The sequence below is a fragment of the Pseudonocardia halophobica genome (assembly GCF_050948485.1).
In the GTDB taxonomy this organism is placed as follows: domain Bacteria; phylum Actinomycetota; class Actinomycetes; order Mycobacteriales; family Pseudonocardiaceae; genus Pseudonocardia; species Pseudonocardia halophobica.
Genome location: NZ_CP192046.1, coordinates 5,655,315 through 5,682,246, shown reverse-complemented (window position 1 = coordinate 5,682,246; position 26,932 = coordinate 5,655,315). Strand labels below are relative to the sequence as shown.

Genomic DNA, 26,932 nt, shown 5'->3' with positions numbered 1-26,932 from the left:
AGGTCTTGCCCTGACGACCGTCCGGCAGGCAGTGTCGGGAGTTCGGGGGCATGCCGACGAGGAGGTCGGGGTGGGTCAAGGGTCGTCCACGGGCGCCGAGGTCGTGCACAGCCGTGCGCGACCGGGTCCGGCGCGCTGGAGCCCGGAGGGCCAGCGGCTCATCCGCCGGGCCCGGGAGCGGCTCCTGTCCGGCGGCCCCGGTGATCCCGGCGCCCCGGCGGCGTCCGAGGGGCTGGTCCGCCCCGAGATCGCGGCGTCCTGGCGGCGCTCGTTGCTCTCCGGCGTGGACCCCGGCCGGATGCCGACCGGCCCGGCCGACCCGGACCGCTCCGGCACGCCCCGGCTGCTGCGCGCCGCCGAGCCGGTGCTGGACCGGCTCGTGGCCCAGCTGGTCGGGACGTCGACCGCCGTGGTGCTGGCCGACGCGCAGGCCTGGATCCTCTGGCGGGGCGCCGGACGGGCGGCCCTGTTCGCCGGGCTCGACGCGATCTCCGCCTCGCCCGGCTGCTGCCTCGGCGAGGAGCGGGTGGGCACCAACGGGCTCGGCACCGTGGTCGAGGAACGGCGCCCGACGCTGATCGTCGGCGGCGAGCACTACCAGGACGCGATGCAGGACTTCACCTGCGTCGGCGTGCCGATCCTCGATCCGCTGTCCCGCCGGCTCGAGGGCGTCCTCGACCTCACCTGCGCCTCCCGGGACACCAACGAGATCCTGCTGCCCCTGCTCACCGAGGCGGTCCGGGAGATCGAGGTGCGGCTGCGGGAGCAGGCCACCGTGCACGAGCGGGCGCTGTTCGAGGAGTTCGTCGCGCGCTCCCGGCGCCGCCGCAGCGTGGCCGTCGCCTCGCTCAACGAGGAGTTCCTGTTCACCAACTCGGCGGCCGCCCAGCTGTTCGAGCCCGCCGACCACGCCCTGCTGTGGGACTGGGCCCGGGGCGCGGTGGCCTCGGGCCGGGAGATCACCGGGCGGCTCACCCTGACCCGCGACGTGGTCGTCGACGCCCGCTGCGCCCCCGTCGACGGCGGCGGTCCGTGGCCCGCCGGGGTCGTGGTCACCATGGTCCCGGCCGCCGGCCGGGCCGCGGTGGGCGGATCGGACTCGACGTGGGCGCAGCTGCAGCGCCGGGCCCGCCGGCTCGCCGAGCTGGGCGGGCCGGTGCTGCTGCACGGCGAACCCGGTGTCGGCAAGACGCGGCTGGCCCGGTGGCTGCACGAGCGGGCGGGCGGCGGTTCCTGCACGGTCGTCGACTGCCGCGCGGGGCGGCCCGCGGACCTGGCGGAGGTCCTGGCCGACCCGCAGGCGACCGTGGTGCTGCGCCGGGCCGAGGAGCTCGACGGCGACGGCGGGCTGACCGCTCTGGTCGGCGCGGCCGAGGCCCGGGTCGTCCTGACGGCGACCAGGCCGGACGGGCTCCCCGGCGGGCTGCTCGACGAGGCCCGGGCCGCGCTCGCGGTGCCGCCGCTGCGGGACCGGGCGGCGGACCTGCCCGGCCTGGTGGACGAGCTGCTCGGCGAGCTCGCCCCCGCGGACGGCCCGCGGCCGCGGTGCACCGCGCAGGCCCTGACCGCGCTACGCGCCCAGCCTTGGCCCGGCAACGTCCGCGAGCTGCGCCGGGTCCTGGCCGGTGCGATGGTCTCGGCGATGCACTTCGACATCGGCGTCCGGCACCTGCCCGAGGGCTACCGCGCCGGGCCGCGTACCCGCCCGCTCGCGCGCCTGGAGAGCACGGAACGGGACGCGATCGTCGCGGCCCTGGAGAAGGCCGGCGGCAACAAGGACCGCGCCGCCGCCGACCTGGGCATCTCCCGCGCGACCATCTACCGCAAGATCCGCCGTTTCGGGATCGCCTGACCCCCCGTGAGTGGCGATGGTCGTCATGGCGACCATCGCCACTCACGAGTCAGACCAGCAGGAGGCCGTCGGGCTCGTCGGTGACGCCGAGGAGCGCCGCGCCCGCGGTGACGGCGGCGCCGTCCCAGTGCAGGTAGGAGTGGCTCTTGAGGGTGTCGACGTCCCGCTTGTAGCGCTGGAAGGGGCTGCGCAGCTCGTTCACGCTGGACCCGGCGCCGTCGAGCATGGTGTCGATCGCCTCGCGGGCGAGCCGGCAGATCGCGGGCGACGCCATCCGGAGCTCGCAGGCCTGCTCCAGGGACGCCTTGTCGCCGGCGTCGGCGAGCTCGGTGACCACGCGGTGGGTCTCGTCCCACACCAGCCGGGCGATCCGGGTGCGGGTGACCGCGTCGCCGTAGCGCACCCACGCCTCGCGGTGCTCGCGCTGCGGGCCGAGCCCGAACCCGACGGTGCGGGTCAGGATCCGCTGCTTGTAGTCGGCCAGGCAGGCCTCGGCGCTGCCGACCGCGACGGCGGCCAGCAGCACGTCGAACATCCGGATCATGGAGAAGCCCTCGAGCGGGCGGTCGTCGCCGTGGTCGAGCGGGTGGATCGGCTCCTGCCCGAACACCGTCCACTGCCGGTCGGCGGGCACGAAGAGGTCCTCGCAGGAGAACGTGTTGGAGCCCGTGCCCTTCATGCCGGACATGTGCCAGACGTCGTGGATCGTCACGTCCGCGACGTCGACGACCAGGCCGAGCAGCTCGCCGTCCTGGTCGGTGGTGATGAGCAGCGAGTACTCGGAGTTCATGATCCCGGACGCGAACGGCCACCTGCCGGTGAGCCGCCACCCGCCGTCGACCTTCGTGGCTGTGCCGGACGGCGTGGCCTGGAAACCGGCGGACAGCGCGCACGACGCGAACGCCTTCCCGTGCAGGAGGTGCGGGGTGTCCTGCACCAGCGACACGTTGTGCACCACGAGGAACGAGTAGACCCACGCCGTGGACGCGCAGCCCTGCGCGAGGATCCGCGTGATCGTGCCGAACTCGCGCATCCCGTAGCCGTGGCCGCCGAGGCTGCGCGGCGCGACCAGGTCGAACAGGCCGGCGTCGGTCAGGTCGGCCATCGTCTCGTCCGGGATCCGGCGCAGCTCCTCGCAGTGCTGCGCCCGCTCGCGCAGCACGGGTACGAGGGCCTCCGCGCGGGCGATGAGGTCCTCGGCGGAGGGCCGGTCGGCCGGCCCGGTCTTCTCGGCGCGTTCCGCGGTCGCGGTCATGTGCACACCGTCCTTCTCGGCGGGGGCCGGACGCCGTCGTCGCGGCCTTGCCGGATCATCAGAACGCGGGACGGGTGGTCCGCGGAGGTCTCACTCTGAGATGGGCGGAACCGGGATGAGCCTCCCGAGACACGCTCAGTACCCTGCTCAGCGTGTTGACCAGGATGTCGTCGCTGTTCCTCCGCACCCTCCGCGAGGACCCGGCCGACGCGGAGGTGCCCAGCCACAAGCTGCTGGTCCGCGCGGGCTACGTCCGCCGCGTGGCCCCGGGCGTCTACTCCTGGCTGCCGCTCGGGCTCAAGGTGCTGCGGCGTGTCGAGAACATCGTGCGCGAGGAGATGGACGCCATGGGCGCCCAGGAGATCCAGTTCCCCGCGCTGCTGCCCCGCGAGCCCTACGAGGCCACGAACCGCTGGACCGAGTACGGGCCGAACCTGTTCCGGCTCAAGGACCGCAAGGGCGGCGACTACCTGCTCGGCCCCACGCACGAGGAGCTGTTCACGCTCGCGGTCAAGGGCGAGTACTCGTCGTACAAGGACTACCCGGTCATCCTGTACCAGATCCAGACCAAGTACCGGGACGAGGAGCGCCCCCGCGCGGGCATCCTGCGCGGCCGCGAGTTCCTCATGAAGGACTCGTACTCCTTCGACCTGTCCGACGAGGGGCTCTCCGAGTCGTACGCCAAGCACCGCAAGGCGTACATCACGATCTTCGACCGGCTCGGGCTGAAGTACGTGATCGTCGCCGCGACCTCGGGCGCGATGGGCGGGTCGGCGTCGGAGGAGTTCCTGGCCGAGTCGGAGACCGGCGAGGACACCTTCGTACGCGGCCCCGGCGGGTACGCGGCGAACGTCGAGGCCGTCACCACGCCCGCGCCGCCCGCGCTGCCGGTCGAGGACAAGCCCGCCGCCGTCGTCCACCACACGCCGGACACCCCGACGATCGAGACGCTCGTCGACTTCCTCAACGCGCACACGGACCGCACGTTCACCGCGGCGGACACGCTGAAGAACGTGCTGGTCAAGACGAAGCAGCCCGGCGCGACGGAGTGGGAGCTGCTGGGGATCGGCGTGCCCGGGGACCGCGAGGTCGACATGAAGCGCCTCGAGGCCTCGCTGGAGCCGGCCGAGGTGGCGCTGCTGGAGGAGAAGGACTTCGCGGCCAACTCCTTCCTGGTCAAGGGCTACATCGGCCCGGAGTCGCTGCAGACCAACGGCGTGCGGTACCTGGTGGACCCGCGGATCGTCACCGGCACGGCCTGGGTGACGGGGGCGGACAAGCTCGACCACCACGTCGTCGACCTCGTGGCGGGCCGGGACTTCACCCCGGACGGCACCATCGAGGCCGCCGAGGTCCGCGCCGGTGACCCCTCGCCGGACGGCAGCGGGGTGCTGGAGGCCGCGCGCGGCATCGAGATCGGGCACATCTTCCAGCTCGGCCGCAAGTACGCCGACGCCTTCGCCCTCGACGCCCTCGGCCCGGACTCCAAGCCCGTCCGGATCACCATGGGCTCCTACGGGATCGGCGTCTCGCGGCTGGTCGCGGCGATCGCCGAGCAGAGCCACGACGAGTCCGGCCTGGTGTGGCCGCGGGCGGTGGCCCCGTTCGACGTGCACGTCGTGGTGGCCGGCAAGAGCGCGGAGCTGCTCGAGGGCGGCGAGGCCGTCGCCGCCGAGCTCGAGGCCGCGGGCCTGCGGGTGATCCTCGACGACCGCAAGGCCAGCCCGGGCGTCAAGTTCGCCGACGCCGAGCTGATCGGCGTGCCCACGATCGTCGTCGTGGGGCGGGGCCTGGCCGAGGGGAAGCTCGAGGTCAAGGACCGCCGCACCGGCGACCGCTCGGAGATCGCCCGCGAGGGTGCCGGCGAGGCGTTGGCCGCCCTGGTGCGCGGCTGAACCCGGTGGGTGGCGGCAGCCGTTCTCGCGGCTGTCGCTCCGCTCGGGGCCTGTGATCGTCTTCATTAGGTAAGCCTCACCTATCTTCGCTACGGTGGAACCGATCGATTCCACGAGCGAAGGAGTGGGCATGGCGCGGGCGCTGCGGGTGGCCGTCATCGGGGCCGGTCCGGCCGGGATCTACGCGGCCGACGCGCTGATGAAATCCGGCACGCCCTGCACCGTCGACCTGTTCGACCGGCTGCCCGCGCCCTTCGGCCTGGTCCGCTACGGGGTCGCGCCGGACCACCCGCGGATCAAGCAGATCGTGCACGCGCTGCACCGGGTGCTCGACAGCCCGTCGGTCCGGCTGTTCGGCAACGTCGCCTACGGGCGAGACCTGCTGCTCGCCGACGTCCGGACCCTGTACGACGCCGTCGTGGTCGCCACCGGCTGCGAGCGGGACCGCGACCTCGACATCCCCGGCATCGACCTGCCCTGCAGCCACGGCGCCGCCGAGTTCGTGAAGTGGTTCGACGGGCACCCGGACGTCCCGCGCGACTGGTCGCTCGAGGCGCGGCACGTCGGCGTGATCGGAGCCGGCAACGTCGCACTCGACGTCGCGCGGGTGCTGGCCAAGCAGGCCGAGGACATGCTCGTCACCGAGATCCCCGACAACGTGCACCGCGGGCTCGTGGCGAACCGGGCCACGGACGTGCACGTCTTCGCCCGCCGCGGCCTCGCCCAGGCCCGCTTCACGCCGATGGAGCTGCGCGAGCTGGACCACGTCCCCGGCGTGGAGGTCGTCGTCGACCCTGAGGACGTCGAGTTCGACGCCGGGTCACTCGCCGCCCTGCGCGGCAGCAGGCAGACCCAGATGGTCGTGAAGACCCTGCAGGACTGGGCGTTGCGCGACCGCCGCCCGGCCGACGACCCCGCGCTGCGCCGGCTGCACCTGCACTTCCTGGCCGCGCCGGTCGCCGTCCTCGGCGCCGACCGCGTCACCGGGCTGCGCACCGAGCGGATGGAGCTCGACGGCGCCGGCGGCGTCCGCGGCACCGGCGTGTTCACCGACCACCCGCTGCAGGCCCTGTACCGGGCCGTCGGATACATCGGCTCGGAGCTGCCCGAGCTGCCGTTCGACGCGCTGTCCGGCACGCTGCCGCACGCCGCGGGCCGGGTCCTGGACTTCGACGGCCAGCAGGTTCCGGGCGTGTACGCGTGCGGCTGGATCAAGCGCGGCCCCGTCGGGCTGATCGGGCACACCAAGGGCTGCGCGCTGGAGACCGTGGGCAGCCTCCTGGCCGACGCCGCGGACCTCGACCCGGCCCCCGTGCCGGACCCGGCCGCCGTCGTCGAGCTGCTGGAGGAGCGCGGCGTCCGCTACACGACGTGGGACGGCTGGCTGCAGCTGGACAAGCACGAGCGCGGGCTCGGCGAGGAGCGCGGCCGCGAGCGGATCAAGGTCGTGCCGCGTGAGGAGATGGTGGAGCTGTCGCAGGTGGGCTGAGTCACCGGCGCTACCGGCCCGGTGCCTTGAAGTCGTTGGCGCTCCACCAGTCGTAGAGCGCGGTCATGTCGCCGTCGCTGCGGCGGAGGTAGCCGAGGGCGAGGGCGGCGTTGTCCGCCCAGAACAGGTACGCCGCCCCGCTCGCGGCGTCGGTGTAGCAGCCCACGCGGCCGGCGAACTCGTCGTTCTGGCTGTACCCGGTCGCGATCGTGGTCCCGGTCTTGCAGCTCGAGTGCTGCCCGTTCTCCACGAGCGGGACGTTCGCGGACCGTGCGGCGCCGTCGAAGCCCTCGTCGAGCCGGCTCTGCTGGTCGTACCGGGTGAAGGTGCCGCCGTCCGGGCCGTCTGCGGGGCCGTTCTCGCACTCCAGGTAGGACACCGCGCCGATCGTGCCGGCGGTGCCCGCGTCGGCCGTGCAGTTGCTCGTGGAGAACCCCGCGGGCAGGTCGGCGAACAGGGCGGCGTCGCCCGAGCCCGCGGCGACGGTCGGGGCCACGCTCTGCGGTGTCGGAGCGGTGGTCGCGGCAGTCGGGGCGGCGGTCGGGGTGGGGTCCGGGGTGGAACCGGCACCGCGCACCAGCAGCACGCCCGCGGTGGCCAGACCGCCGAGCACGATCAGCACCCCGGCGACGACGGCCGCGACGGCCGCCCGGGAGGTCCGCTTGCGCGGCGGCGGGGCCTGCCAGCCCTGTCCGACCATCGTGTCCGGCGCCGACGACCAGCCCGCGGCCAGCCCGGCCGGCGCCTGCCGCGGGTCGCTCCAGGCCGGCGCGGGCGGGCCGGCCGGTGTCTGCCGGGGGTCGTTCCAGGCGGGGGTGGGCGGCCCGGAGCCGAAGGTCGACGTCCGGGGTTCCCCGGTCGGCGGCGGCGGTGCGGTCGGCACGGAGCCGGCCGAGGTCCCCAGGGCCGCACGGGCCGCGGCGGCCAGCGCGCCGGCCGTCGGGAACCGCTGGTCGGGGTCCTTCGCCATCCCGCGCGCGACGACCTCGTCGAGCGCCGACGGCACGTCCGGCCTACCGAGCGGGGGCGGCGGCATCGCGAGGTGCGCGTGCATCAGCGTGGGCAGGTCGCCGGTGAAGGGCTGCCGCCCGGACAACGCCTGGTGCAGCACGCAGGCCAGGGCGTAGACGTCCACCCGGCGGTCGGCGGGCACCCCGTGGAACCGCTCCGGCGCGAGGTAGGCGACCGAGCCGGGGACCGTGCCGCTGCGGGTGAGCTGCTCACCGCCCTCGCCGGCCGCGGTGGAGCTGGCGATGCCGAAGTCGAAGAGGTAGGCGAACACCTCGCCCGGGTCGACCTCGTGTTCGTCGCCGACCCCGGCGAGCAGGATGTTCGACGGCTTGACGTCCCGGTGCACCATCCCCTCGGCGTGCGCGGCGTCGAGGGCGCTCGCGATCTGGGAGATCACCGCGACGCCCGCGGCGGGGGAGAGCGGGCCGTGCGCCGCCAGCCAGGACCCGAGGTCGGAACCCTCGACCAGGCGCATGTCCAGGTAGAGCCGGCCGTCGATCTCGCCGAAGCGGTGGATGGGGACGATGTGCGGTTCGCGCAGCCGCGCCGCCGCCCGGCACTCGCGGCGGAAGCGCTCGGTGTACTCGGCGTCGCCGGCCAGGGCGGGCGGCAGGACCTTGAGCGCGACCTCGCGGTCGGTGTCGGTGTCGAAGGCGCGGTAGACCTCGCCCATGCCGCCGCGGCCGAGCAGCTCCTCGATCGTGTAGGGGCCGAACGTCGTGCCCTGCACCGTGCCCCCTTCACCCCCCGCGGTCGCGTCACGGTAGCCGCCGCGGGACCCGGACCGGCCCGTCCGAGATCGGACCGTCACCACCGCACGCGATCTCGGGCGGACGCGCGCCGGTGTTACCGGGACGGACTCATCGGGGGAGGGCGGCGCTGCCGATGATGTCTTCGACGGTCGACGGCGGGACCAACGGCGGCGTCGCCGGACCGCCGGTGGTGTCGGCGTTCGCGACCAGCAGCGCGGTGCCGCCCGCCACCGGCACGGCGAGCACCTGGGTGCGGCCGCCGGTGGCGAGGCAGCCGTCGTCGACCGGGGTGGTGGAGACGGCCTCGACGACGACCCCGGTCGATTCGCCGATCTCCACGGTGCGGGGCTCGCTCAGCGTCACGCGTGGGCCCTGACCCGCGGTGCTGGTGTAGAAGGAGCGGCCGAACTCGGCGGCGAAGCGTCGTGCGAGGGTCGCCGGGTCGTCGGAGGCCTGGACGAGCGCGCTGGTGGCGGTACCGCGCTTGTAGGGGTCGCCGCGGCAGACGTAGCCGGGGGCGTCGGCGCCGCCGGTGAAGGCGACGCCGAGGCCGCGGGCGGCGACGTCGTCGAGCGGCGTCCAGTCGCCGGGCACGGCGTAGGTGAGGTAGGGCGTGTCGACGGGCCGGTAGCCCGCCGGGACGGTCGGGCCGGAGAGCGCGGTGACGAGGAACCAGGCGCCGCCGCCGATCGCGGCGAGGGCGAGGACGATCACGGCGGACAGGCCGGCGATCCAGCGGCCGGTGCGCTGTTGCCGCTGCTCGACGGGCGGTGGGGACCAGGACGGCGGTGTGCCGTGGCCGGGCGGCGGGCCCCAGGGCTGCTCGCCCGGGATCTCGGGCTCGCCCTCCCGCCCGGGCACGGCGGGGTAGCGCTGGCCGGGGTAGTGGGGGGCGTCGGAGGCGGCGAGCGGGGGGCCGCCGGTCTGCGTGGTGGTGGGAACGCCGGTCTGTGTGGGCGGGGCCGGGGCGGTCGGGACGACGGTGGTGGTGTCGTCGGCGCCGGTCCGGCCGCCGGTGCGCTCCCCGGTAGCGGCGTCCTCCGGAGCGGTCGTGGCGGCGTCGCCGGGGGCCTTCGAGGTCTCCTCGGCATCCGGGGCTGCGGTGGGCTCCGGGGTGTCCGGGGGCTGGCGGGGCTCGTCCGACCCGTCCGGTCTGTCCACGCCGCGGAGACTAGCGCGGGCGTGCGCAGCTGATCATGATGGCGGCCGTGGCCGGGGTGTGGTGTCCTTCCGGCGTGGACGTGGTGGAGGTGCTGCGGCGGCGGATGCCCTGGCTGCTCTGGGCGATCCCGGCCGTCGGGTTGCTGGCGGCCCTCGTCCTGGTCCTCGGCGGCGCCCACACCGCGGCCGGGGTCGTGGCCGCCGCGGCGCTGCTCATGGTGGAGCCGTTGCGCCGCATCACCGTCGCCCACCTGCCGGTCGACCTCGACGAGGACGAGATCGACGAGATCCGCGAGGTCAAGCTGCGCCAGGGCGAGGGCGCGGCGATCCACCGGCTCCGCGAGCTGCGCCCGGCCACCGGCCTCGCCGCCGCCGTCCGCACCGTCCGCGACCTCTGACCGCCCGCCCGTCAGCCGGGCAGGAACGACAGCCGGACCGAGCGCACGGCGTTGTCGACGTTCGTGTCCACCAGGCACACCGACTGCCAGGTGCCGAGCGCGAGCTCGCCGTCGATCACGGGCACGGACATCGAGGGCGCGACGATCGCCGGGAGCACGTGGTCGCGGCCGTGCCCGTGGCTGCCGTGGCGGTGGGTCCAGCGGTCGTCGGCGGGCAGGAGGTCGCGCAGCGCGGTGAGCAGGTCGGTGTCGCTGCCGGCGCCGGTCTCGATCACCGCGACGCCCGCGGTGGCGTGCGGCACCCAGACGTTGAGCAGGCCCTCCCGCGCGTCGACGGAACGCAGGTGGTCGGCGATCCGCGAGGTCAGGTCGACGACCCGCTCCTCGCCGCCGGTGCGGACCTCGATCAGCTCGGTGTGCATGCCCCGACCCTAGGAGAGCCCCCTCCACCCGCCCCCCGCGAGTCGCGCTGTCGCCCCCCGCGAGTCGGGAGATCGGGCAGCGCGAGTCGGGAGATCGGGCAGCGCGAGTCGGGAGATCGGGCAGCGCGAGTCGGGAGATCCGGGACAGCGGCCAGCTGCCGTCGTAGGGTCGGGGCGTGCGCCAGGCGTTCGGACGGATCTTCGACGTGCCCGACGGCTACCTCAACACCGCGAGCGTGGGGGTCCCGCCGCGCGAGACGGCCGACGCCGTCGACCGCGCCCTCGACGCCTGGCGCCACGGGACCGGCCGGGCGACGGACTTCGACGGCGTGGTGGCCCGGGCCCGCGCCGCCTTCGGCCGCCTCGTGGGGGTCGGCGCCGACCGGGTCGCCGTCGCGGGTTCGGTGTCCCCGCTGGTCGGGCTCGTCGCGGCCGCGACCCCGGACGGCGCGCGGGTCCTCGTGGCCGAGGGAGAGTTCAGCAGCGTCAGCTACCCGTTCGCCGTGCAGGGTCGTGGGATCGCGGTCACCGAGGTGCCGCTCGAGGAACTGGAGGAGCGGGCGCCGGAGGCCGACGTGGTCGCGGTCAGCGTGGTCCAGTCCCTCGACGGCCGGCTGGCCGACCTCGACGCCCTGCGCGCCGCCCGCGCGTCCGGCACCCGGGTGCTGCTCGACGTCACCCAGGCCGCCGGCTGGATGCCGCTCGATCTCGGCTGGGCCGACGCCGTCGCGGGTGCCTGCTACAAGTGGCTCCTCGCCCCGCGCGGCGCCGCCTGGATGGCGGTGCACCCGGATCTCGAGCTCGTCCCGCACGCCGCGAACTGGTACGCGGCCGAGGACCCGTGGGGCAGCACCACCGGGCTGCCGCCGAAGCTGGCCGCCGAGGCGCGCGGACTGGACACCTCGCCCGCCTGGTACTGCCACGTCGGTGCAGCGGACTCCCTCGGCTGGCTCGCCGGGCTCGATCTCGCCGCGGTCCGTGCCCACTGCGCCGGGCTGGCCGACCGGTTCCGCGCCGGCCTCGGGCTCCCGCTCGCGGGCTCGGCGATCGTGCACGTGTCCGTGCCCGACGCGGCCCGCCGGCTCGCCGACGCGGGGATCGTCGCGACCGCGCGCGGCGGCGGCGCCCGGCTCTCCTTCGGTCTCTACAGCACGGACGACGACGTCGACCGCGCCCTCGCCGCCCTCACCTGATTCCGCGAGTCGGCACTCTCGGGTCACCGAACCCCACATCCCGGGACCTCCCGAGAAGTGCAACTCGGTGCCCCGAAACCGTCGACTCGCGGTGCCGGAACTGTCGACTCGCGGTGCTGGAACTGCCGACTCGCGGTGCTGGAACTGCCGACTCGCGGTGCCGGAACTCGCGACTCGCGGTGCCGGAGCTCCCGACTCGCGGTGCCGGAGCTCCCGACTCGCGGTGCCGGAGCTCACGACTCGCGGGTGGCCACAGCGCGACTCGCGGGGCTCAGCGGACGATGCCGGGGAGGGAGGGGATGGTCGGGGTGGTGCCCGTGGCGGCGCGCCAGCGCGAGGCCCGGACCGTGCCCTCCGACAGCGCCTTCAGCGCCGCGATCCGCAGCTGCTGATTGGTGGTGTGCTCGAGCACCGACCGCCAGGCCGCGAGCGCGTCCGCCTCCGCGGTCACCGCGAGCCGCCCGGCCGACAGCGCGTCCGTGACCGGGACGGGGGTGGCGTACGCCGGCTGCGCCGACACCGGCCGCGCCCCGACGTCCGTGAGCGTCTGCTCGATCTGGCTGCGCAGGGTGCGGTGCGCCGCGATGTCCTGGCGCGCGACCGCGGCCTGGTCCGCGGGCACGAACGCCAGGATCAGCGTGTAGGACCACAGGGCGGCGTGCTCGGCGGCCAGGGCCCCCTGCAGGGCGGTGATCGCCTCGTCGTCGATCGGGACGCTCATGAGGTCGGCGGCGTCCCCAGCACCGCGGAGTAGGCCGCGCAGCAGGCGGCCACCGAGCCGACCAGGCCCGCCCGCGCCGTCGGGACGCTGCTGACGAGCCCGGCGGCCTCGCGCGCGGCGTCGGCCACGGCCTGGCGCACGGTGTTCACGTCCGCGCCCGACCGGGACGTCGCCGGCGCTGGGGCCGGGACGGGCGTGGTGGTGCCGGCGACCCGGGCGATCTCCTGCTCCAGCGCGGTGGCGTGGTCGGACCGGGCGGCGCGGAGCGGGTCGAGCTGCCCGGTCAGCGACGGGTCGGCGGCGAGCACCGCGGTGACCAGGTCGGCGTCCGCCCGGGCGCGGGTGACCAGCGGGATCAGCGGGTCCGGCCCGTCGTCGGACGACGCGGTCGCGCACCCGGCGAGGACCGGGGCGGCGAGGCCCAGGCCGCCCGCGGCCAGCCCCAGCGCCAACGCCCGCCGGCGGGTCAGCCGCGCGGCTGCCGGGGGGAGCGGAGGGCCGGGGTGCACAGCCCGGCATCCTGCCAGCCGCCGCCGCGGCCGCGGGGCACGGGTCCGGCGGTCCCTCCGGCCGTCCGCGATAGGCTGGACGGCCGTCCGACCCTGCCGTCGAAGGAGATCCATGCCGAGCCCCGCCCCCGATCAGCTCACCGGCACGCTGCGCGGTGTGCTGGAGCCCGTCGTCGCCGACGCCGGGTTCGAGATCGAGGACGTCGAGGTCCGGGCCGCCGGGCGCAAGCACACCGTCAAGGTGGTCGTCGACGTGCCCGAGGACGCGGAGGAGACCGCCGTCGGGCTCGACGCGATCGCCCGGCTGAGCCGCTCGGCCGCCGCGGAGCTGGACCGGCACGAGCACCTGATCGCGGGCTCGTACACGCTCGAGGTGACCTCCCCGGGCATCGACCGCCCGCTCACCCGGCCGCTGCACTGGCGGCGGGCGCACCTGCGCCTGGTCCGGGTGACGCTGGCCGGCGGCGAGACGATCGAGGTGCGCGTCGGGCGCGCGGGGCCGGAGTCGGTCACCGTGGTGGAGGCGGGGGCGAAGAAGCCGCACCCGCGCGAGCTGCGCTACGCGGACGTGACCCGGGCCGTGGTGCAGGTGGAGTTCAAGGCGCCGCCGAAGGCGGAGGTCGAGGCGCTCGACGGGGCCGGCGGGGCGGACCCGGGGAACGAGGAGCAGGCATGAACGTCGACATCGCGGCGCTGCGGGCCATCGAGCGGGAGAAGGAGATCCCGTTCGACACGGTCATCGAGGCCATCGAGACCGCTCTGCTCACGGCGTACAAGCACACCGAGGGCCACCAGCCGCACGCGCGGATCGACATCGACCGCAAGACCGGGCTGGTCCGGGTCATGGCGCACGAGGTCGGCGAGGACGGCGGGCCGGGCCCCGAGTGGGACGACACCCCCGAGGGCTTCGGCCGGATCGCCGCCACCACCGCGCGCCAGGTCATCGTGCAGCGGCTGCGCGACGCCGAGCACGAGCGCACCTACGGCGAGTTCGCCGCGCAGGAGGGCGAGATCGTCTCCGGCGTGATCCAGCGCGACGCCCGGGCGAACGCGCGCGGTGTGGTCGTGGTCTCCCTGGGCCAGATCGAGGGCGTGCTGCCCCCGACCGAGCAGGTGCCGGGGGAGAGCTACGAGCACGGCGACCGGATCCGCTGCTACGTCGTCGGCGTCAGCCGGGGAATGCGCGGCACGCAGATCACGTTGAGCCGCACGCACCCGAACCTCGTGCGCAAGCTGTTCGCGCTGGAGGTCCCGGAGCTGGTCGACGGCTCGGTGGAGATCGTCGCCGTCGCCCGCGAGGCGGGGCACCGGTCGAAGATCGCGGTGCGGTCCAAGGTCCCCGGGGTCAACCCGAAGGGCGCCTGCATCGGCCCGATGGGCCAGCGGGTGCGCAACGTCATGAGCGAGCTGCACGACGAGAAGATCGACATCATCGACTGGTCGGAGGACCCGGCGACGTTCGTCGGCAACGCGCTCTCGCCCTCGAAGGTGGTGTCCGTCACGGTGATCGACGCCCGGACGCGCACCGCGCGGGTCGTCGTGCCGGACTTCCAGCTGTCCCTCGCGATCGGCAAGGAGGGGCAGAACGCGCGGCTCGCAGCCCGTCTGACCGGCTGGCGGATCGACATCCGCAGCGACGCGGACCCCCGCGCGCGGGCCGGCCGGACCGAGATCGACGCGGCCCCGGAGGACGGGTCCCCCGTGGCGCGCACCTCGGGGACGGAGTCGGTCGGCTGAGGGAGGACGCGCTACACTCGATCCCGGCCCGCAACCGGGCGCAGGGACCCGTCCGCACCTGTGTCGGGTGTCGCACCCGGGAGCAGGCCACCGGTCTGTTGCGCGTCGTCGCGGTGGACGGGGCCCTGGTCCCGGATCCGCGCGGACGCCTCCCCGGCCGGGGTGCCTGGGTGCATCCCGCCACGGGGTGTCTCGACCGGGCCGAGCGCCGATCGGCGTTCCCGCGGGCACTGCGTGTCCCGGGTCCGCTGCCGGTGACCGCGGTCAGGTCGTACCTCGACGGGATCAGCGCCGCCACGGCGGCGGATCCCGCTGGGGGGCAACAGGAGGGAGCCGGGACAGTCCCGGTTCCGTCAGTCACGGAAGACAAGGTCGACCCGTCATGAGCCAGTCGTGAAGATCGCACCATGAACGTGCATCGACTCTAGGTTCGAGGTCGAGCGGACACCTGCCGCCCGGCCTCTCGGAAACATAGGAGAGCAGTGGCAGGCAAGGCCCGCGTGCACGAGCTCGCGAAAGAGCTCGGCATTTCCAGCAAGCAGGTCCTGAGCAAGCTCGCGGATCTCGGGGAGTACGTGAAGTCCCCGTCCTCCACCGTCGAGGCCCCCGTGGCGCGCAAGCTGCGCGACTCGATGGCCGGCAACGGTGGCGGCCCCCGTCGTGGGGTCCCCGGTGGCGGCGGCAGCCGCCCCCGTCCCGGTCAGTCGCCGGCCGCCTCCGGCCCGCGACCCGGCGCCCGGCCGTCCGGCCCCGCGCAGGGTCCCGGTCAGGGCTCGGCGCCGACTCCCGGCGCGACCCCCGGCCCGTCGCGCTCCGGCGCGCCCACCCCCGGTCCCGGCCCGCGTCCGGGTCCGCGTCCCGGCCCGGCGCCGGCCTCCCGCCCGGAGACCCCCGCGGAGCGCCCGGAGGCCCCCGCGGAGCGCCCGGAGGCCCCGGCCGCCTCGGCGTCCCCCGCGGAGCGCCCGGAGGCCCCGGCCGCCTCGGCGTCCCCCGCGGCGCCCGCCCGCCCGGGTCAGTCGGGTCCGCGCCCGGGCCCGCGCCCCGGTCCGGCCCAGCCCCAGCGGCCCGCCCAGGGCGGTCCGCAGGGTGGCGAGCGTCAGGGCGGCCAGCAGGGTGGTGGCGAGCGTCAGGGTGGCGAGCGTCAGGGTGGCGAGCGTCAGGGTGGCGAGCGTCAGGGCGCGCGTCCCGGCCCGCGCCCGGAGCAGTCGCGCCCCGCGGCCGCCCAGGGCGGTTCCGGTGCCGGCACCGTGCCCCCGCGCAGCGCCGGGCCGCGTCCCGGCCCGCGCCAGCCGCGCGTCGGCAACAACCCGTTCGGCGTCGGTTCCGGCGCCCCGCCGCGCCCGGCCGCGCCGCGTCCCGGCCCGCCGCCCGCCCAGGGTGGCCAGCAGGGCGGCGGCCAGGGTGGTCAGCAGGGCGGTGCCCCACGTCCCGGCCCCGGTGCCGGCGGGCCCCGCCCGCCGCAGCGCTCCGGTGAGCCCGGTCGCGGTGGCCCGCGGCCGAACCCGGGCAACATGCCCCCGCGGCCGAACCCCGGCATGATGCCCGCCCGCCCGGCGGGTGGCCGTCCCGCGCCCGGTGGGCGCGGCGGTCCCGGCGGCGGCGGTCGTGGTGGCCCCGGCGGTCGTCCCGGCGGTCCGGGCGGTCGTCCCGGCGGCGGTGGCGGCGGTTTCCGTCCCGGTGGCGGTGGTCCCGGCGGCGGCGGTGGCGGTGCCCCGGCGGGCGGCGGCTTCCGCGGTCGTCCCGGTGGCGGCGGTCGTCCCGGTGGCCGCGGTGGTACGGCGGGTGCCTTCGGGCGTCCCGGTGGTCCGGCCCGCAAGGGTCGCAAGTCGAAGCGGCAGAAGCGCCAGGAGTTCGACTCGATGCAGGCCCCCTCGGTGGGCGGCGTCCGCCTGCCCAAGGGCCAGGGCGAGACGATCCGGCTGCCGCGCGGCGCGTCGCTGACGGACTTCGCGGAGAAGATCAACGCCAACCCGGCGTCCCTGGTCCAGGTGCTGTTCCACCTGGGCGAGATGGTGACGGCCACGGCGTCGGTCGCCGACGAGGTGCTCGAGCTCCTCGGCAACGAGATGAACTACAACGTCCAGGTCGTCAGCCCGGAGGAGGAGGACCGCGAGCTGCTCGACAGCTTCGACATCTCCTTCGGCGACGAGGGCGACGAGGAGGACTGGGCCGTCCGGCCGCCGGTCGTGACCATCATGGGTCACGTCGACCACGGTAAGACCCGCCTGCTCGACACGATCCGGAAGGCGAACGTCCGCGAGGGCGAGGCCGGCGGCATCACCCAGCACATCGGCGCCTACCAGGTGCAGACGGAGCTGGAGGGCGTCGAGCGTCCGATCACCTTCATCGACACCCCGGGTCACGAGGCGTTCACCGCCATGCGTGCCCGCGGCGCGAAGTCCACGGACATCGCGGTGATCGTGGTCGCGGCGGACGACGGCGTCATGCCCCAGACGATCGAGGCGGTGAACCACGCCCAGGCGGCCGACGTGCCGATCGTGGTCGCGGTGAACAAGATCGACGTCGAGGGGGCCAACCCGTCGAAGATCCGCCAGCAGCTGACCGAGTACAACCTGGTCGCGGAGGAGTACGGCGGCGACACGATGTTCGTCGACATCTCCGCGAAGCAGGGGACGAACATCGAGCAGCTGCTCGAGGCGATCCTGCTCACCGCGGACGCGGCGCTGGACCTGCGGGCCAACCCGAACATGGAGGCCCAGGGCGTCACGATCGAGGGTCACCTCGACCGCGGCCGTGGTCCGGTGGCGACCGTGCTGGTCCAGCGCGGCACGCTGCGGGTCGGCGACTCGATCGTCGCGGGCGACGCCTCCGGGCGCGTCCGGCGGATGGTCGACGAGCACGGCGCGGACGTCACCGAGGCGCTCCCGTCGCGTCCGGTGCAGGTCATCGGTCTGACCTCGGTCCCGGGTGCGGGCGACACGTTCCTCGTCGTCGACGAGGACCGGGTGGCCCGGCAGATCGCGGACCGGCGGCGGGCGCGCGAGCGCAACGCCGAGCTGGCCAGCCGCCGCAAGCGCGTGTCGCTCGAGGACCTCGACGCCGCGCTGAAGGAGACCAGCACCCTCAACCTGATCATCAAGGGTGACAACTCGGGTACCGTCGAGGCCCTCGAGGACGCCCTGATGAAGCTGGACGTGGGTGAGGACGTCGACCTGCGGGTCATCCACCGCGGTGTCGGTGGCATCACCGAGGGCGACATCAACCTCGCCATCGCGGACAACGTCATCGTCATGGGCTTCAACGTCCGTGCCGAGGGCAAGGCCACGGAGCTGGCCAACCGCGAGGGCGTGGAGATCCGCTACTACTCGGTGATCTACCAGGCGATCGAGGAGATCGAGCAGGCCCTGAAGGGCATGCTCAAGCCGGAGTACGAAGAGGTCGAGCTGGGCCGCGCGGAGGTCCGCGAGGTCTTCAAGTCCTCCAAGTTCGGCACGATCGCCGGTTGCCTCGTGATGAACGGCGAGATCCGCCGCAACGCCCGCGGGCGGCTGCTGCGCGACTCGGTGGTCATCGCGGAGAACCTGCCGATCAGCTCGCTGCGCCGGTTCAAGGACGACGTGGTCGAGGTCCGCGAGGGCTTCGAGTGCGGTCTGACCCTGGGCACGTACAGCGACATCAAGGTCGACGACGTGATCGAGACCTTCGAGATGCGCGAGAAGCCCCGCGCGTGATCGACGTCGGCGGCGCGGCCGGGTCCTCCCGGCCGCGTCGCCGCGCGCAGATGAGATGTACGTAGGAGCACTGGAGCTGGACGTCCTGCTCGGCGACGTCCACTCCCTCAAGCAGAAGCGCTCCGCCGTGCGGCCCGTGGTGGCCGAGCTGCGGCGGCGCTTCGCGGTGTCCGCCGCCGAGGCGGGGCACCTGGACCTGCACCGCCGTGCCCTGATCGGGGTGTCCTGCGTCGCCGCGGACCCCCGGCACGTCACGGACGTGCTGGACTCGTGCGAGCGGCTCGTGGCCGCCCGCCCCGAGCTGGAACTGCTGTCGGCCCGGCACCGGATGCTGGGGCCGGAGGATTGAACGGCGCGTGAGCGGAGATCCTCGACCCGTCGACGGTCGCCGTGCACGACCCGCAGGGAGGAGCGCGTCATGGTGGACCAGGCCCGCGCCCGCCGGTTGGCGAAGCGGATCTCGCAGATCGTCGCCGGGGCGCTCGAGCACGAGGTGAAGGACCCCCGCCTGGCGATGGTGACCATCACCGACACCCGGGTCACCGGGGACCTGCGCGAGGCCACCGTGTACTACACGGTGCTCGGCCGCACGGTCGACGAGGCGCCCGACGGCGCGGGGGCCGCCGCCGCGCTCGAGAGCGCCAAGGGCGTGCTGCGCACGATGGTCGGCCGCCAGACCGGTGTCCGGCACACCCCGAGCCTGGCCTTCGTCGCCGACGAGGTCCCGGACGAGGCCCGCCGGATGGAGGAGCTGCTCGCCCGCACCCGCGCGTCCGACGCCGAGGTGGCCCGGCTGGCCGCCGGCGCCCGGCACGCCGGCGACGCCGATCCCTACCGCGCGCCGCGCGAGGAGGACCCCGGGTCCGCCGCGGCCTGGGACGAGTGAGCACCCGGTGACCGCGCAACCCCGGCTCGCGGCGTTGGGCCCGGACGACCGGGACGACGCCGACGCCGCGATCGACCGCGCGGTCACCCTGGCGGTGCGCGACGCCGCCGCCGTCCTGCGCGAGGCCGAGGAGGTCGTCGTCCTCGGGCACGTGTCGCCCGACGCCGACACCCTCGGCAGCGCCCTCGCCCTCGGGCTGGCGCTGCACCGGCGCGGCAAGTCCGTGCAGGTGTCCTTCGGCGTACGTGGTGGGGACGAGTCCGCACCGGAGTCCCTGCGCGCGCTCGACTCCGCAGGCCTGCTGGTCCCGGCGTCGGCCGTGCCGGAGGCGCCGGAGGTCGTGGTCGCGTGCGACACCGCCGACCAGCACCGGCTCGGCGTGCTCGCCGGGCGGGTCGACGCCGCCGGCCGCTCGGTCCTCGTCGACCACCACGCGTCGAACCCCGGTTTCGGCAGCGTCCGCGTGCTCGACCCGCGGGCCGAGGCGACCGTGATGCTGGTCCGGCGCATCCTCGCCGAGCTCGGCACGCCGCTCGACGCGGAGATCGGCCGCTGCCTCTACGCGGGGCTGGCCACGGACACCGTCGGCTTCCGGATCGGTGGGCCGGGCCCGCACCTGCTGGCCGCCGAGCTGGTGGAGGTGGGGGTGGACGTCGAGCCGCTGATGCGCGGGCTCGTCGACTCGCACCCCTTCGCCTGGCTGGGCGCGCTGGGCGGGATCCTCGCCGCCGCCGAGCTGGAGACGGGTGTACCGGCCGGGCGGGCGACGGTGCACACCACCGTGCCGCTCGACGTCGTCCGGCGCTTCCGGCCCGAGGAGGTCGAGAGCGTGGTCGACCACGTCCGCACCGCCGTCGAGGCCGAGGTCACCGTGGTCCTCAAGCAGGTCGGCGAGACCCGCTGGACCGTCTCGCTGCGCTCGCGGGGCGCGGTCGACGTCGCGGCGGTGGCCGTCGGGCTCGGTGGCGGCGGACATCCGCGGGCGGCCGGGTTCACGGTCGACGGGACTCGCGACGAGGTGCTCGCGACGATCCGGACCGCGCTGGCGAGGCAGGGACGATCCGGACGAACGTGATACCTGACGTTCACCGCGTTCTCAGGGCGGGGTGCGTACCCTCGGGCCCGACGAGGAGGACGACTTGACTGCTGAGCCCGCCCTCCCCGCCCCGTCCACCCCCCGGGGTGGCGTGGCCGGGAGCATCCCGACCTGCCCCGCACCGCCGCTCGCCGCCGGTCCGCGGCGCGCGTTCCTGGCGGCCGCGGTGCGCAGCCCGGGCCAGATCGGGGCCGTGGCCCCGAGCTCGCCGAGACTGGCCGACCTGCTGGCCTCGGTGGTCCCCACCCACGGCACACCGACCGTCGTCGAGCTGGGGCCGGGCACCGGGTCGGTGTCCGCGGCCATCGCCGAGCGGCTGCCGACCGGCGCGCGGCACCTCGCCGTGGAGCTCGACCCCCGCCTGGCCGCCTACCTGCGCCGGACCCGTCCGGACATGGAGGTCGTCGACGGCGACGCCGAGCACCTCACCGGACTGCTCGCCGCGCGCTCGGTGCCCCGTGTCGACGCGGTGGTGAGCGGGCTGCCCTGGTCACTGTTCGGCGGGGCCACCCAGCGCGCCATCCTCGACCAGGTCGCCACGGCGATCGGCCCGACCGGCGCCTTCGCGACCTTCGCCTACACCCACACCGCGCCGATGACCACGGCCCGCCGCTTCCGCCGGATGCTGTCGGAGGTGTTCGACGAGGTCGTGGTCAGCCGGACGGTCTGGCGCAACCTGCCCCCGGCCTACGCCTACGTCTGCCGCCGCCCGCGGGCCTGAGGGCGGTACCAGAGCGTCCAGCGGGAGACCGGCAGGTACCCCATCGCCCGGTAGACGCCGTGCCCGTCGTCACTGGAGATCAGCACTGCCGGTAGGGCCGGGTCGGCCAGCGTGGCCGCCCAGGTCACCGCCGCGCCGATGCCGCGGCCGCGGTGCTCCGGGAGCGTGGCGACGCACTCCACGTCGACCACCCCGTGCCCGGTCCAGGACAGCGCGGTCGCGACCGGCGTGCCGTCGACGTACGCCAGCCAGAACCGTGCCGGCCCGCCCAGCAGGGCGGCCGGCGCGGGCGAGGCGGGGGTGGGGAAGCCGGCCGCGAGCACGGCCGCCCACTCGGCGAGGCCGGCGGGGTCGTGCACCTCGGTCACCGTGACGTCCCGCGGCGGCGGCGGGGCGGCCCCGCCCGCGGGCCGCACCATGAAGTGCGGACACCCCATGAGCTGCAGGCCGGCGGGTCGCAGGTCCGGCGTGGGGTGCGGGGTGACGAGCAGGCAGGGCCGCTCGGGCCCGACGTCCGCGGCGCCCGCCATGGCGAGGTCCACCGGCCCCGCGGACATCGCCGCGTTGAGGAACACGCAGGGGGACAGCGCGTCGGCGACCAGGAGGCCGCCGACGCGGCGGACGGTGCCGCCGGCGGCGTCCGCCCACGCCGCGGCCCGGTCGCTCATGGCCCGCATCGCGGCGAGCGTCAGCGAGTCGCCGGAGGGGGTGGTGTCCTCCCAGCCGGTGACCGGTGCATCCGTCTCCGTGCTCATCTCGGCGCTCGTCTCAGCGCTCGTCGCCCTGCTCCGGCATTCCGGAAGGGTAGAGCCGGCGAGGCGCAGTAGGGATCCACAACGCGACCTCGAGCGCCGGATCTGCGCGTCATGGATCCACAACGCGGTCCAGGGCGGTCGGTGCGCTGTGAAACCATGGGCCGGTGAGTTCGCCCGATCACGAGGGGGTGCCCGCCCGGCAGGTCCTCCGGCTCGCGGTGCAGGCCTTGCCCGTGCTGGCCGCGGAGCCGTTGTACGTGCTGGTCGACACCGCCGTCGTCGGGCGGCTGGGGGCGGTGCCGCTCGCCGGGCTGGCCGTCGCGGGCGTGCTCTTCGCACAGGTCACCACGGCGCTGAACTTCCTGTCCTACGGCACCACCGCCCGCTCGGCCCGGCTGCACGGCGCGGGCCGGCGGCCCGAGGCGGTCGTCGAGGGCGTGCAGGCCACGTGGGTGGCGCTCGCCGTCGGGCTGCTGGTGCTCGGTGTCGGGCAGCTCGTCGCGCGGCCGGTCGCGAACGCCCTGGGCGACGGCGGCGCGGTCGCCGACGCCGCCGTCGGCTGGCTGCGGATCGCGCTGTTCGGGGCACCGCTGATCCTGGTCACGCTCGCCGGGAACGGCTGGATGCGCGGCGTCCAGGACACCGCCCGCCCGCTGCGCTACGTCCTGGCCGGCAACGGGCTGTCCGCCGTGCTCTGCCCGGTGCTGGTCCACGGGCTGGGGTGGGGCCTGGAGGGCTCGGCCGTCGCGAACGTGGTGGCGCAGGTCGTCGTCGCCGGGCTGTTCCTGGTCGCGCTCGGCCGGGAGAAGAAGGCGCACCCGGAGGTGTCGCTGCTCCCGCGGCTGTCGCTGATCCGCGCGCAGCTGTCCATGGGCCGCGACCTGATCCTCCGCACCGCGGGCTTCCAGGTCTGCTTCCTGTCGGCCACGGCGGTGGCGGCACGGTTCGGGGCGTCGGCGGTGGCCGCGCACCAGGTCGTGCTGCAGCTGTGGAACTTCCAGGCCCTCGTGCTCGACGCCGTCGCGATCGCCGCGCAGGCCCTCGTCGGCGCCGCGCTGGGCGGGGGCGGTGCGGCGCACGCGAAGGGCGTGGCGGCCCAGGTGATCCGGTACGGGCTGATCCTCGGCGTGGTGTTCGCGGTCGTGTTCGCCGCGCTCTACCCGGTGCTGCCCGCCCTGTTCACCGGCGACGCGGCCACCCTGGACACGATCCCGCAGGCCTGGTGGTTCTTCGTCGCGCTGCAACCCGTGGCCGGCGTGGTGTTCGCGATCGACGGCGTGCTGCTCGGGGCGGGCGACGCCGCGTTCCTGCGCACCACGACCCTGCTCGCGGCCGTCGGCGGCTTCCTCCCGCTGATCTGGATCTCGCTCGTCGCGGGCTGGGGGCTGGTCGGGATCTGGACCGGCCTGTCGCTGTTCATGCTGATCAGGTTCGTGGCCGTGGGCCTGCGGACGCGGTCGGGACGCTGGGCGGTGCCGGGCGCGGTGCTGGGTCCGGCGTCGGACCCGCAGGCAGGCTGACCCGGAAGAGCGTCCCGGGGTCGCGCGCCACCACCTCGACCGACCCGCCGAGGCGGCGCACGATCCGGGCGACCAGCGCCAGCCCGATCCCGCGCGGCCGGTCCGGCCGGGCCTCCTTGGTGGAGAACCCGTGCTCGAACACGTCGTCGGCGGCCTCGGGCGGGATGCCCGGCCCGGAGTCGGCGACCTCGAGCACGCCGTCGGCGAGGTGCACCTCGACCCACGGGTCGGGCGAGCCCTCCGCGGCGTCGAGGGCGTTGTCGACGAGGTTGCCGACGAGCGAGACGAGGTCGTCCGGGCCGAGGGGGACGGGGTCCTCGGTCTCGTCGTGCACGGTGAACGCGATCCCGCGCTCGCTCGCGGTCCACGCCTTGTCGGTGAGCAACGCGGCCAGCACCGGGTCGTGCACGGTGTCGAGCACCGGCCCGCGCGCCCGGTCGACGGCCGCGGTGCCGGCCCGCAGCGCGTCGTCGGTGTCGCCGAGCTGCACGAGGGTGAGCACGGTCTGCATGCGGTTGGCGAACTCGTGGGCCTGCCCGGCGAGCGCCCGGGCCCGGTCCCGGGCGGCGTCGCGCTCGCGCAGCACCCCCGACAGCTCCGTGCGGTCCCGCAGCGTGACGACGCGGGTGCCGTCGCCTGCGCGCGGCCCGGCCGCGGTGCGGGAGAGCAGCAGGACGCGCTCGCCGGCCAGCGTGAGGGTGTCCCGGACGTCCTCGACGCCGCCGGTGGCCAGCCGGGTGACCGCCCGCAGCGCGGGGTCGACGCCCAGCTCGACCAGCCGTCGTCCCTCCACGGGTTCGTCGGGGGTGAAGCCGAGCAGCCGCCGCGCCTCGGCGTTGAGCACCACGACCCGTCCGTCCCGGTCGAGCACCATCAGGCCCTCGCGGACGGCCCGCAGGACGGCGTCGTGGTGGGTGTAGGCCGCGGCGATCTCCTCGGGCTCCAGCCCGAGCGTCTGCCGCCGCACGCGCCGGGCCAGCAGCCAGGCGAGGAACGCGCCGAGGGCGACCGCGCCCGCGGCCACGGCGAGGATCCACGGCAGCTCGCGCGCCACCAGCGCGCTGATCCGCGTCTCCAGCACACCCACCGACACCAGCCCGACGACCTGGCCCCGGTCCGTCACCGGGACCACGGTCCGGACGGACGGCCCGAGGGTGCCGGGGTAGTCCTCGGTGTAGGCCCGGCCGGCGCGGGCCTCGGCGATCGAACCGACGTACACCCCGCCGATCCGGTCCGGCTCGGCGTGGCTGTACCGCACGCCGTCGGGGGTCATGATCACGACGAAGGCGGTGCCGGTCGCGACCCGCACCCGTTCGGCCAGCGGCTGCAGGGTCCGGGAGACGACGAACGGGTCGCCCCCGGCCGCGACCGCCGCCACGACGGCCGGATCGCCGGCCACGGACTGCGCGGTCGCCAGGGTGAGCCGGGCCGCCGCGGCGGACTCGAGCTCGCGGGCCCCGAACACCCCCAACGCCGCGACCCCGCCGACGGTCACCAGCACCGTCACGAGCTGCAGCAGGAGCAGCCGGCTGACGAGGCGGGAACCGCGGCGGGGTCGGGGGGACACGCCGGTGATTGTGCTACCGGAGGGTCTCGTGGGTCTCGCTGCTCTCCTCGGTCCGTCCGGTGGGCGGGAGGGTCTTGCCGGTGCTGGTGACCCGGCCGGTGCGCTCGGTGGCGACCTCGTAGCCGTTGCCGGCGCTGACCGCCGCGAGCTCCTTCTCGGGCTCGTCCTCCTCGGTCCGCGAGCCGTGCTCCAGCTCCATGGCCTCGTCGACCAGCGACGGGTCGTCGAGCACCGCCTTGAGCCGCTCGCGGTCGAGCTCGCCGTTCCAGCGGGCGATGACCAGGGTGGCCACGACGTTGCCGATGCAGTTGGTCAGCGCCCGGCCCTCGCTCATCACGCGGTCGATGCCGATGATCAGCGCGATGCCGACGGCGATCGCCTCGGCCGAGAAGAACTCGCCGCCGAAGGCCTGCAGCGACGCGGCCAGGGTGACCAGGCCGGCGCCGGTGATGCCCGCGGCGCCCTTCGACGTCAGCACCATGAGCAGGGCGAGGCCGATCTGCAGGGCGATCGGCAGGGACTCGTTGCCCGCCTGGATGATGAACAGCGCACCCAGGGTCAGGTAGATGCAGGTGCCGTCGAGGTTGAACGAGTAGCCGGTCGGGATGACCAGGCCGACGGTCTGCTTCGACGCGCCCGCGGCCTCCAGCTTCGTGAGCAGCCGCGGCAGCACGGACTCCGACGACGACGTGCCGACGATGATCAGCAGCTCGTCCTTGATCAGCCGGATGACCTTGAAGATGTTGAACCCGGCCCACCACGACACGAGCCCGAGCACCGCGACGATGAAGAACGCGCAGGTGCCCCAGAAGACGCCCATCAGCTTGACGAGGTTGGTCAGCGACGAGGCGCCGAACTGGGCGACGGTGTAGGCCATGCCGCCGAAGGCGGCGACCGGCGCGGCCCACATGATCAGCTTGATGATCCCGAAGATGACCTTGGCGATCGTCTCGACGGCGCCGACGACCCGCTTGCGCACGGGCGCCGCCAGCAGCGACACGGAGCAGGCGGTGAGGATGGCCAGCACCAGGACGCGGAGGATCTCGTTCTCGACGAACGGGCCGAGGAAGCTGGTCGGGAGCAGGTCGTTGAGGATGAAGCCGGTCAGCCCGGCGTCCTGGGAGCCCTGGTCGACCTGCTTGGCGGCCGACTCCAGCGCGGTCGCGGACGGCTGGCCGCTGAACCCGGAGCCCGGCGCGAAGATGTTCGCCGCGAGCAGGCCGATCGTCAGCGCGACGACCGTCGCGACCAGGAAGTAGAAGAGCGCCTTGAGCGCCAGCCCGCCGGCGCGGGCGAGGTTGCCGATCGAGGCGATGCCCACGACGACGGTGCAGAAGATGACCGGTGCCACGATCACCTTGATCATCTGGATGAAGCCGTCGGCGAGCCACTTGGCGCCCTTGGCGGCGTCGGGCGCCACGAGCCCGAACACCACACCGAGGACGATGCCGACGATGACCCAGAACCAGAGCTGGGTGAAGAAGCGCTTGCGAGGTGCGGCTTCGGTTGATGTCACGTGTCGTCCTCCTCGACGTCCGGTGCCGGGGAGCACGCTAGGAACGTGACCGGCGCGATGTCAGGGCGTAGGCGTCCATAATTGGGCCGGGCTTGAGGTTTCGCAGGATGGGAGCAACCGGACGGTGCGCGCACTTCTGGTCGAGGACGACGAGGTCCTCGGCGGGGCCGTGGCGAAGGCGCTCGGCACCGCGGGCTTCCGCGTGCGGCACGTGACCAGCGGGGCCGAGGCACTCGCGGCGGTGCGCGAGTCCGAACCGGACGTCGTGCTCCTCGACATGGGACTGCCGGACCGGGACGGGATCGGCGTGTGCCGCGGCATCCGGGAGGTCTCGCGGGTGCCGATCCTCGCGGTGACCGGCCGCGGGGCGGTGGAGGCGCGGGTCAGCGGGCTGCGCAACGGGGCGGACGACTACATCGTCAAGCCGTTCCTCGTCGAGGAGCTGCTGGCCCGGATCGACGCCGTGCTGCGCCGCACCCGCGGGCTCGGGGTGGCGCCCGCCGTCGTCGCCGGGGACGTGGAGATCGACCTCGCCCGCCGCGCGGTCACCGTCGCCGGCGCCGAGATCGGGTTGGCGCGCAAGGAGTTCGACCTGCTCGCGGCGCTCGCCCGCCGCGAGGGCGCCGTCGTCGCGCGGGACGAGCTGCTCGACGAGGTCTGGGGGACCACCGACTCCTCCGCGCGCCGCACGCTCGAGGCGCACGTGGCGCTGGTGCGGTCCAAGCTGGGCCGGCCGGAGGTGATCGTGACGGCACGCGGCGTGGGGTACCGGTTGGGCAAGTAA

General features: G+C 74.9%; 24 protein-coding genes. 15 read left to right on the top strand and 9 right to left on the bottom strand.

Features of this window, described 5'->3' with window-relative positions; genetic code table 11:
* Positions 1–70: 70 nt before the first annotated feature.
* Positions 71–1,852 carry a sigma-54-dependent Fis family transcriptional regulator gene (locus ACQP04_RS26925; RefSeq protein WP_433503351.1) on the top strand — a complete coding sequence of 594 codons (1,782 nt, stop codon included), beginning with the start codon at positions 71–73 and terminating at the stop codon, positions 1,850–1,852.
* A 49-nt stretch (positions 1,853–1,901) separates the two neighbouring features.
* Here the strand turns inward: ACQP04_RS26925 and ACQP04_RS26920 are convergent, their stop codons facing one another.
* Positions 1,902–3,107 (bottom strand): acyl-CoA dehydrogenase family protein, encoded by a 1,206-nt coding sequence (locus ACQP04_RS26920; RefSeq protein WP_433503350.1) that lies wholly within the window; start codon positions 3,105–3,107, stop codon positions 1,902–1,904.
* Between the two features lie 152 nt (positions 3,108–3,259).
* On the opposite strand from ACQP04_RS26920, the gene ACQP04_RS26915 reads away from it, so the two are divergent.
* Entirely contained in the window at positions 3,260–5,002 is a 1,743-nt protein-coding gene (locus ACQP04_RS26915; RefSeq protein WP_433503349.1) for a proline--tRNA ligase, read from the top strand.
* 130 nt (positions 5,003–5,132) lie between these two features.
* Complete coding sequence (locus tag ACQP04_RS26910) at positions 5,133–6,491, top strand: FAD-dependent oxidoreductase (protein ID WP_433503348.1); 1,359 nt, start codon at positions 5,133–5,135, stop codon at positions 6,489–6,491.
* A gap of 10 nt (positions 6,492–6,501) precedes the next feature.
* On the opposite strand, the gene ACQP04_RS26905 is transcribed toward ACQP04_RS26910, so the two are convergent.
* Both ACQP04_RS26905 and ACQP04_RS26900 read right to left on the bottom strand, forming a co-directional pair.
* Positions 6,502–8,232 (bottom strand): protein kinase domain-containing protein, encoded by a 1,731-nt coding sequence (locus tag ACQP04_RS26905; RefSeq protein WP_433503347.1) that lies wholly within the window; start codon positions 8,230–8,232, stop codon positions 6,502–6,504.
* Between the two features lie 130 nt (positions 8,233–8,362).
* Positions 8,363–9,415: a hypothetical protein gene (locus ACQP04_RS26900; protein ID WP_433503346.1), complete on the bottom strand. Its 1,053-nt coding sequence runs from the start codon at positions 9,413–9,415 to the stop codon at positions 8,363–8,365.
* Positions 9,416–9,489: 74 nt separating this feature from the next.
* Here ACQP04_RS26900 and ACQP04_RS26895 point away from each other — a divergent pair, with 74 nt between their 5' ends.
* Positions 9,490–9,813 (top strand): hypothetical protein, encoded by a 324-nt coding sequence (locus ACQP04_RS26895; RefSeq protein ID WP_433503345.1) that lies wholly within the window; start codon positions 9,490–9,492, stop codon positions 9,811–9,813.
* Positions 9,814–9,824: 11 nt separating this feature from the next.
* Here the strand turns inward: ACQP04_RS26895 and ACQP04_RS26890 are convergent, their stop codons facing one another.
* Positions 9,825–10,235: a secondary thiamine-phosphate synthase enzyme YjbQ gene (locus ACQP04_RS26890; protein ID WP_358210812.1), complete on the bottom strand. Its 411-nt coding sequence runs from the start codon at positions 10,233–10,235 to the stop codon at positions 9,825–9,827.
* A gap of 176 nt (positions 10,236–10,411) precedes the next feature.
* Between ACQP04_RS26890 and ACQP04_RS26885 the strand changes: the two genes are divergently transcribed.
* A complete protein-coding gene (locus tag ACQP04_RS26885; RefSeq protein ID WP_433503344.1) occupies positions 10,412–11,428 on the top strand; it encodes an aminotransferase in 1,017 nt (338 codons plus the stop codon).
* A gap of 271 nt (positions 11,429–11,699) precedes the next feature.
* Here the strand turns inward: ACQP04_RS26885 and ACQP04_RS26880 are convergent, their stop codons facing one another.
* On the bottom strand, positions 11,700–12,149 hold the full coding sequence (locus ACQP04_RS26880; RefSeq protein WP_433503343.1) for a ferritin-like domain-containing protein: 450 nt from the start codon (positions 12,147–12,149) through the stop codon (positions 11,700–11,702).
* The gene (locus ACQP04_RS26875) at positions 12,146–12,658 is read right to left on the bottom strand and encodes a hypothetical protein (protein ID WP_433503342.1); all 513 of its coding nucleotides are present in this window, start codon (positions 12,656–12,658) and stop codon (positions 12,146–12,148) included. Before ACQP04_RS26875 ends, ACQP04_RS26880 begins: the two co-directional genes overlap by 4 nt.
* A 112-nt stretch (positions 12,659–12,770) precedes the next feature.
* Here ACQP04_RS26875 and rimP point away from each other — a divergent pair, with 112 nt between their 5' ends.
* From rimP to ACQP04_RS26835, 8 genes are all read left to right on the top strand, one after another.
* The gene (rimP, locus tag ACQP04_RS26870; protein WP_433503341.1) at positions 12,771–13,334 is read left to right on the top strand and encodes a ribosome maturation factor RimP; all 564 of its coding nucleotides are present in this window, start codon (positions 12,771–12,773) and stop codon (positions 13,332–13,334) included.
* A complete protein-coding gene (gene nusA / locus ACQP04_RS26865) occupies positions 13,331–14,395 on the top strand; it encodes a transcription termination factor NusA (protein WP_433503340.1) in 1,065 nt (354 codons plus the stop codon). Before rimP ends, nusA begins: the two co-directional genes overlap by 4 nt.
* Positions 14,396–14,508: 113 nt before the next feature.
* Positions 14,509–14,781 (top strand): YlxR family protein, encoded by a 273-nt coding sequence (locus ACQP04_RS26860; protein ID WP_433503339.1) that lies wholly within the window; start codon positions 14,509–14,511, stop codon positions 14,779–14,781.
* A gap of 96 nt (positions 14,782–14,877) precedes the next feature.
* Positions 14,878–18,087 carry a translation initiation factor IF-2 gene (infB, locus tag ACQP04_RS26855; RefSeq protein WP_433503338.1) on the top strand — a complete coding sequence of 1,070 codons (3,210 nt, stop codon included), beginning with the start codon at positions 14,878–14,880 and terminating at the stop codon, positions 18,085–18,087.
* 55 nt (positions 18,088–18,142) lie between these two features.
* A complete protein-coding gene (locus ACQP04_RS26850) occupies positions 18,143–18,436 on the top strand; it encodes a DUF503 domain-containing protein (RefSeq protein ID WP_037047065.1) in 294 nt (97 codons plus the stop codon).
* Positions 18,437–18,505: 69 nt separating this feature from the next.
* Positions 18,506–18,973: a 30S ribosome-binding factor RbfA gene (gene rbfA / locus ACQP04_RS26845; RefSeq protein ID WP_433503337.1), complete on the top strand. Its 468-nt coding sequence runs from the start codon at positions 18,506–18,508 to the stop codon at positions 18,971–18,973.
* A gap of 70 nt (positions 18,974–19,043) precedes the next feature.
* Positions 19,044–20,048, top strand: a complete 1,005-nt coding sequence (locus ACQP04_RS26840) for a DHH family phosphoesterase (protein ID WP_433508441.1) — start codon at positions 19,044–19,046, stop codon at positions 20,046–20,048.
* 187 nt (positions 20,049–20,235) lie between these two features.
* Positions 20,236–20,790, top strand: coding sequence for a class I SAM-dependent methyltransferase (locus tag ACQP04_RS26835; protein ID WP_433508440.1), 555 nt, complete (start codon positions 20,236–20,238; stop codon positions 20,788–20,790).
* Here the strand turns inward: ACQP04_RS26835 and ACQP04_RS26830 are convergent.
* Positions 20,763–21,545: a GNAT family N-acetyltransferase gene (locus tag ACQP04_RS26830; RefSeq protein WP_433503336.1), complete on the bottom strand. Its 783-nt coding sequence runs from the start codon at positions 21,543–21,545 to the stop codon at positions 20,763–20,765. The genes ACQP04_RS26835 and ACQP04_RS26830 overlap by 28 nt on opposite strands.
* Positions 21,546–21,709: 164 nt before the next feature.
* Between ACQP04_RS26830 and ACQP04_RS26825 the strand changes: the two genes are divergently transcribed.
* Positions 21,710–23,065, top strand: a complete 1,356-nt coding sequence (locus ACQP04_RS26825) for an MATE family efflux transporter (protein ID WP_433503335.1) — start codon at positions 21,710–21,712, stop codon at positions 23,063–23,065.
* On the opposite strand, the gene ACQP04_RS26820 is transcribed toward ACQP04_RS26825, so the two are convergent.
* Positions 22,971–24,632 carry an ATP-binding protein gene (locus ACQP04_RS26820; protein ID WP_433503334.1) on the bottom strand — a complete coding sequence of 554 codons (1,662 nt, stop codon included), beginning with the start codon at positions 24,630–24,632 and terminating at the stop codon, positions 22,971–22,973. The two genes, ACQP04_RS26825 and ACQP04_RS26820, sit on opposite strands and share 95 nt — an antisense overlap.
* A 13-nt stretch (positions 24,633–24,645) precedes the next feature.
* Entirely contained in the window at positions 24,646–26,148 is a 1,503-nt protein-coding gene (locus ACQP04_RS26815) for a cation:dicarboxylate symporter family transporter (RefSeq protein WP_433503333.1), read from the bottom strand.
* Between the two features lie 124 nt (positions 26,149–26,272).
* Here ACQP04_RS26815 and ACQP04_RS26810 point away from each other — a divergent pair, with 124 nt between their 5' ends.
* Positions 26,273–26,932 (top strand): response regulator, encoded by a 660-nt coding sequence (locus ACQP04_RS26810; protein ID WP_433503332.1) that lies wholly within the window; start codon positions 26,273–26,275, stop codon positions 26,930–26,932.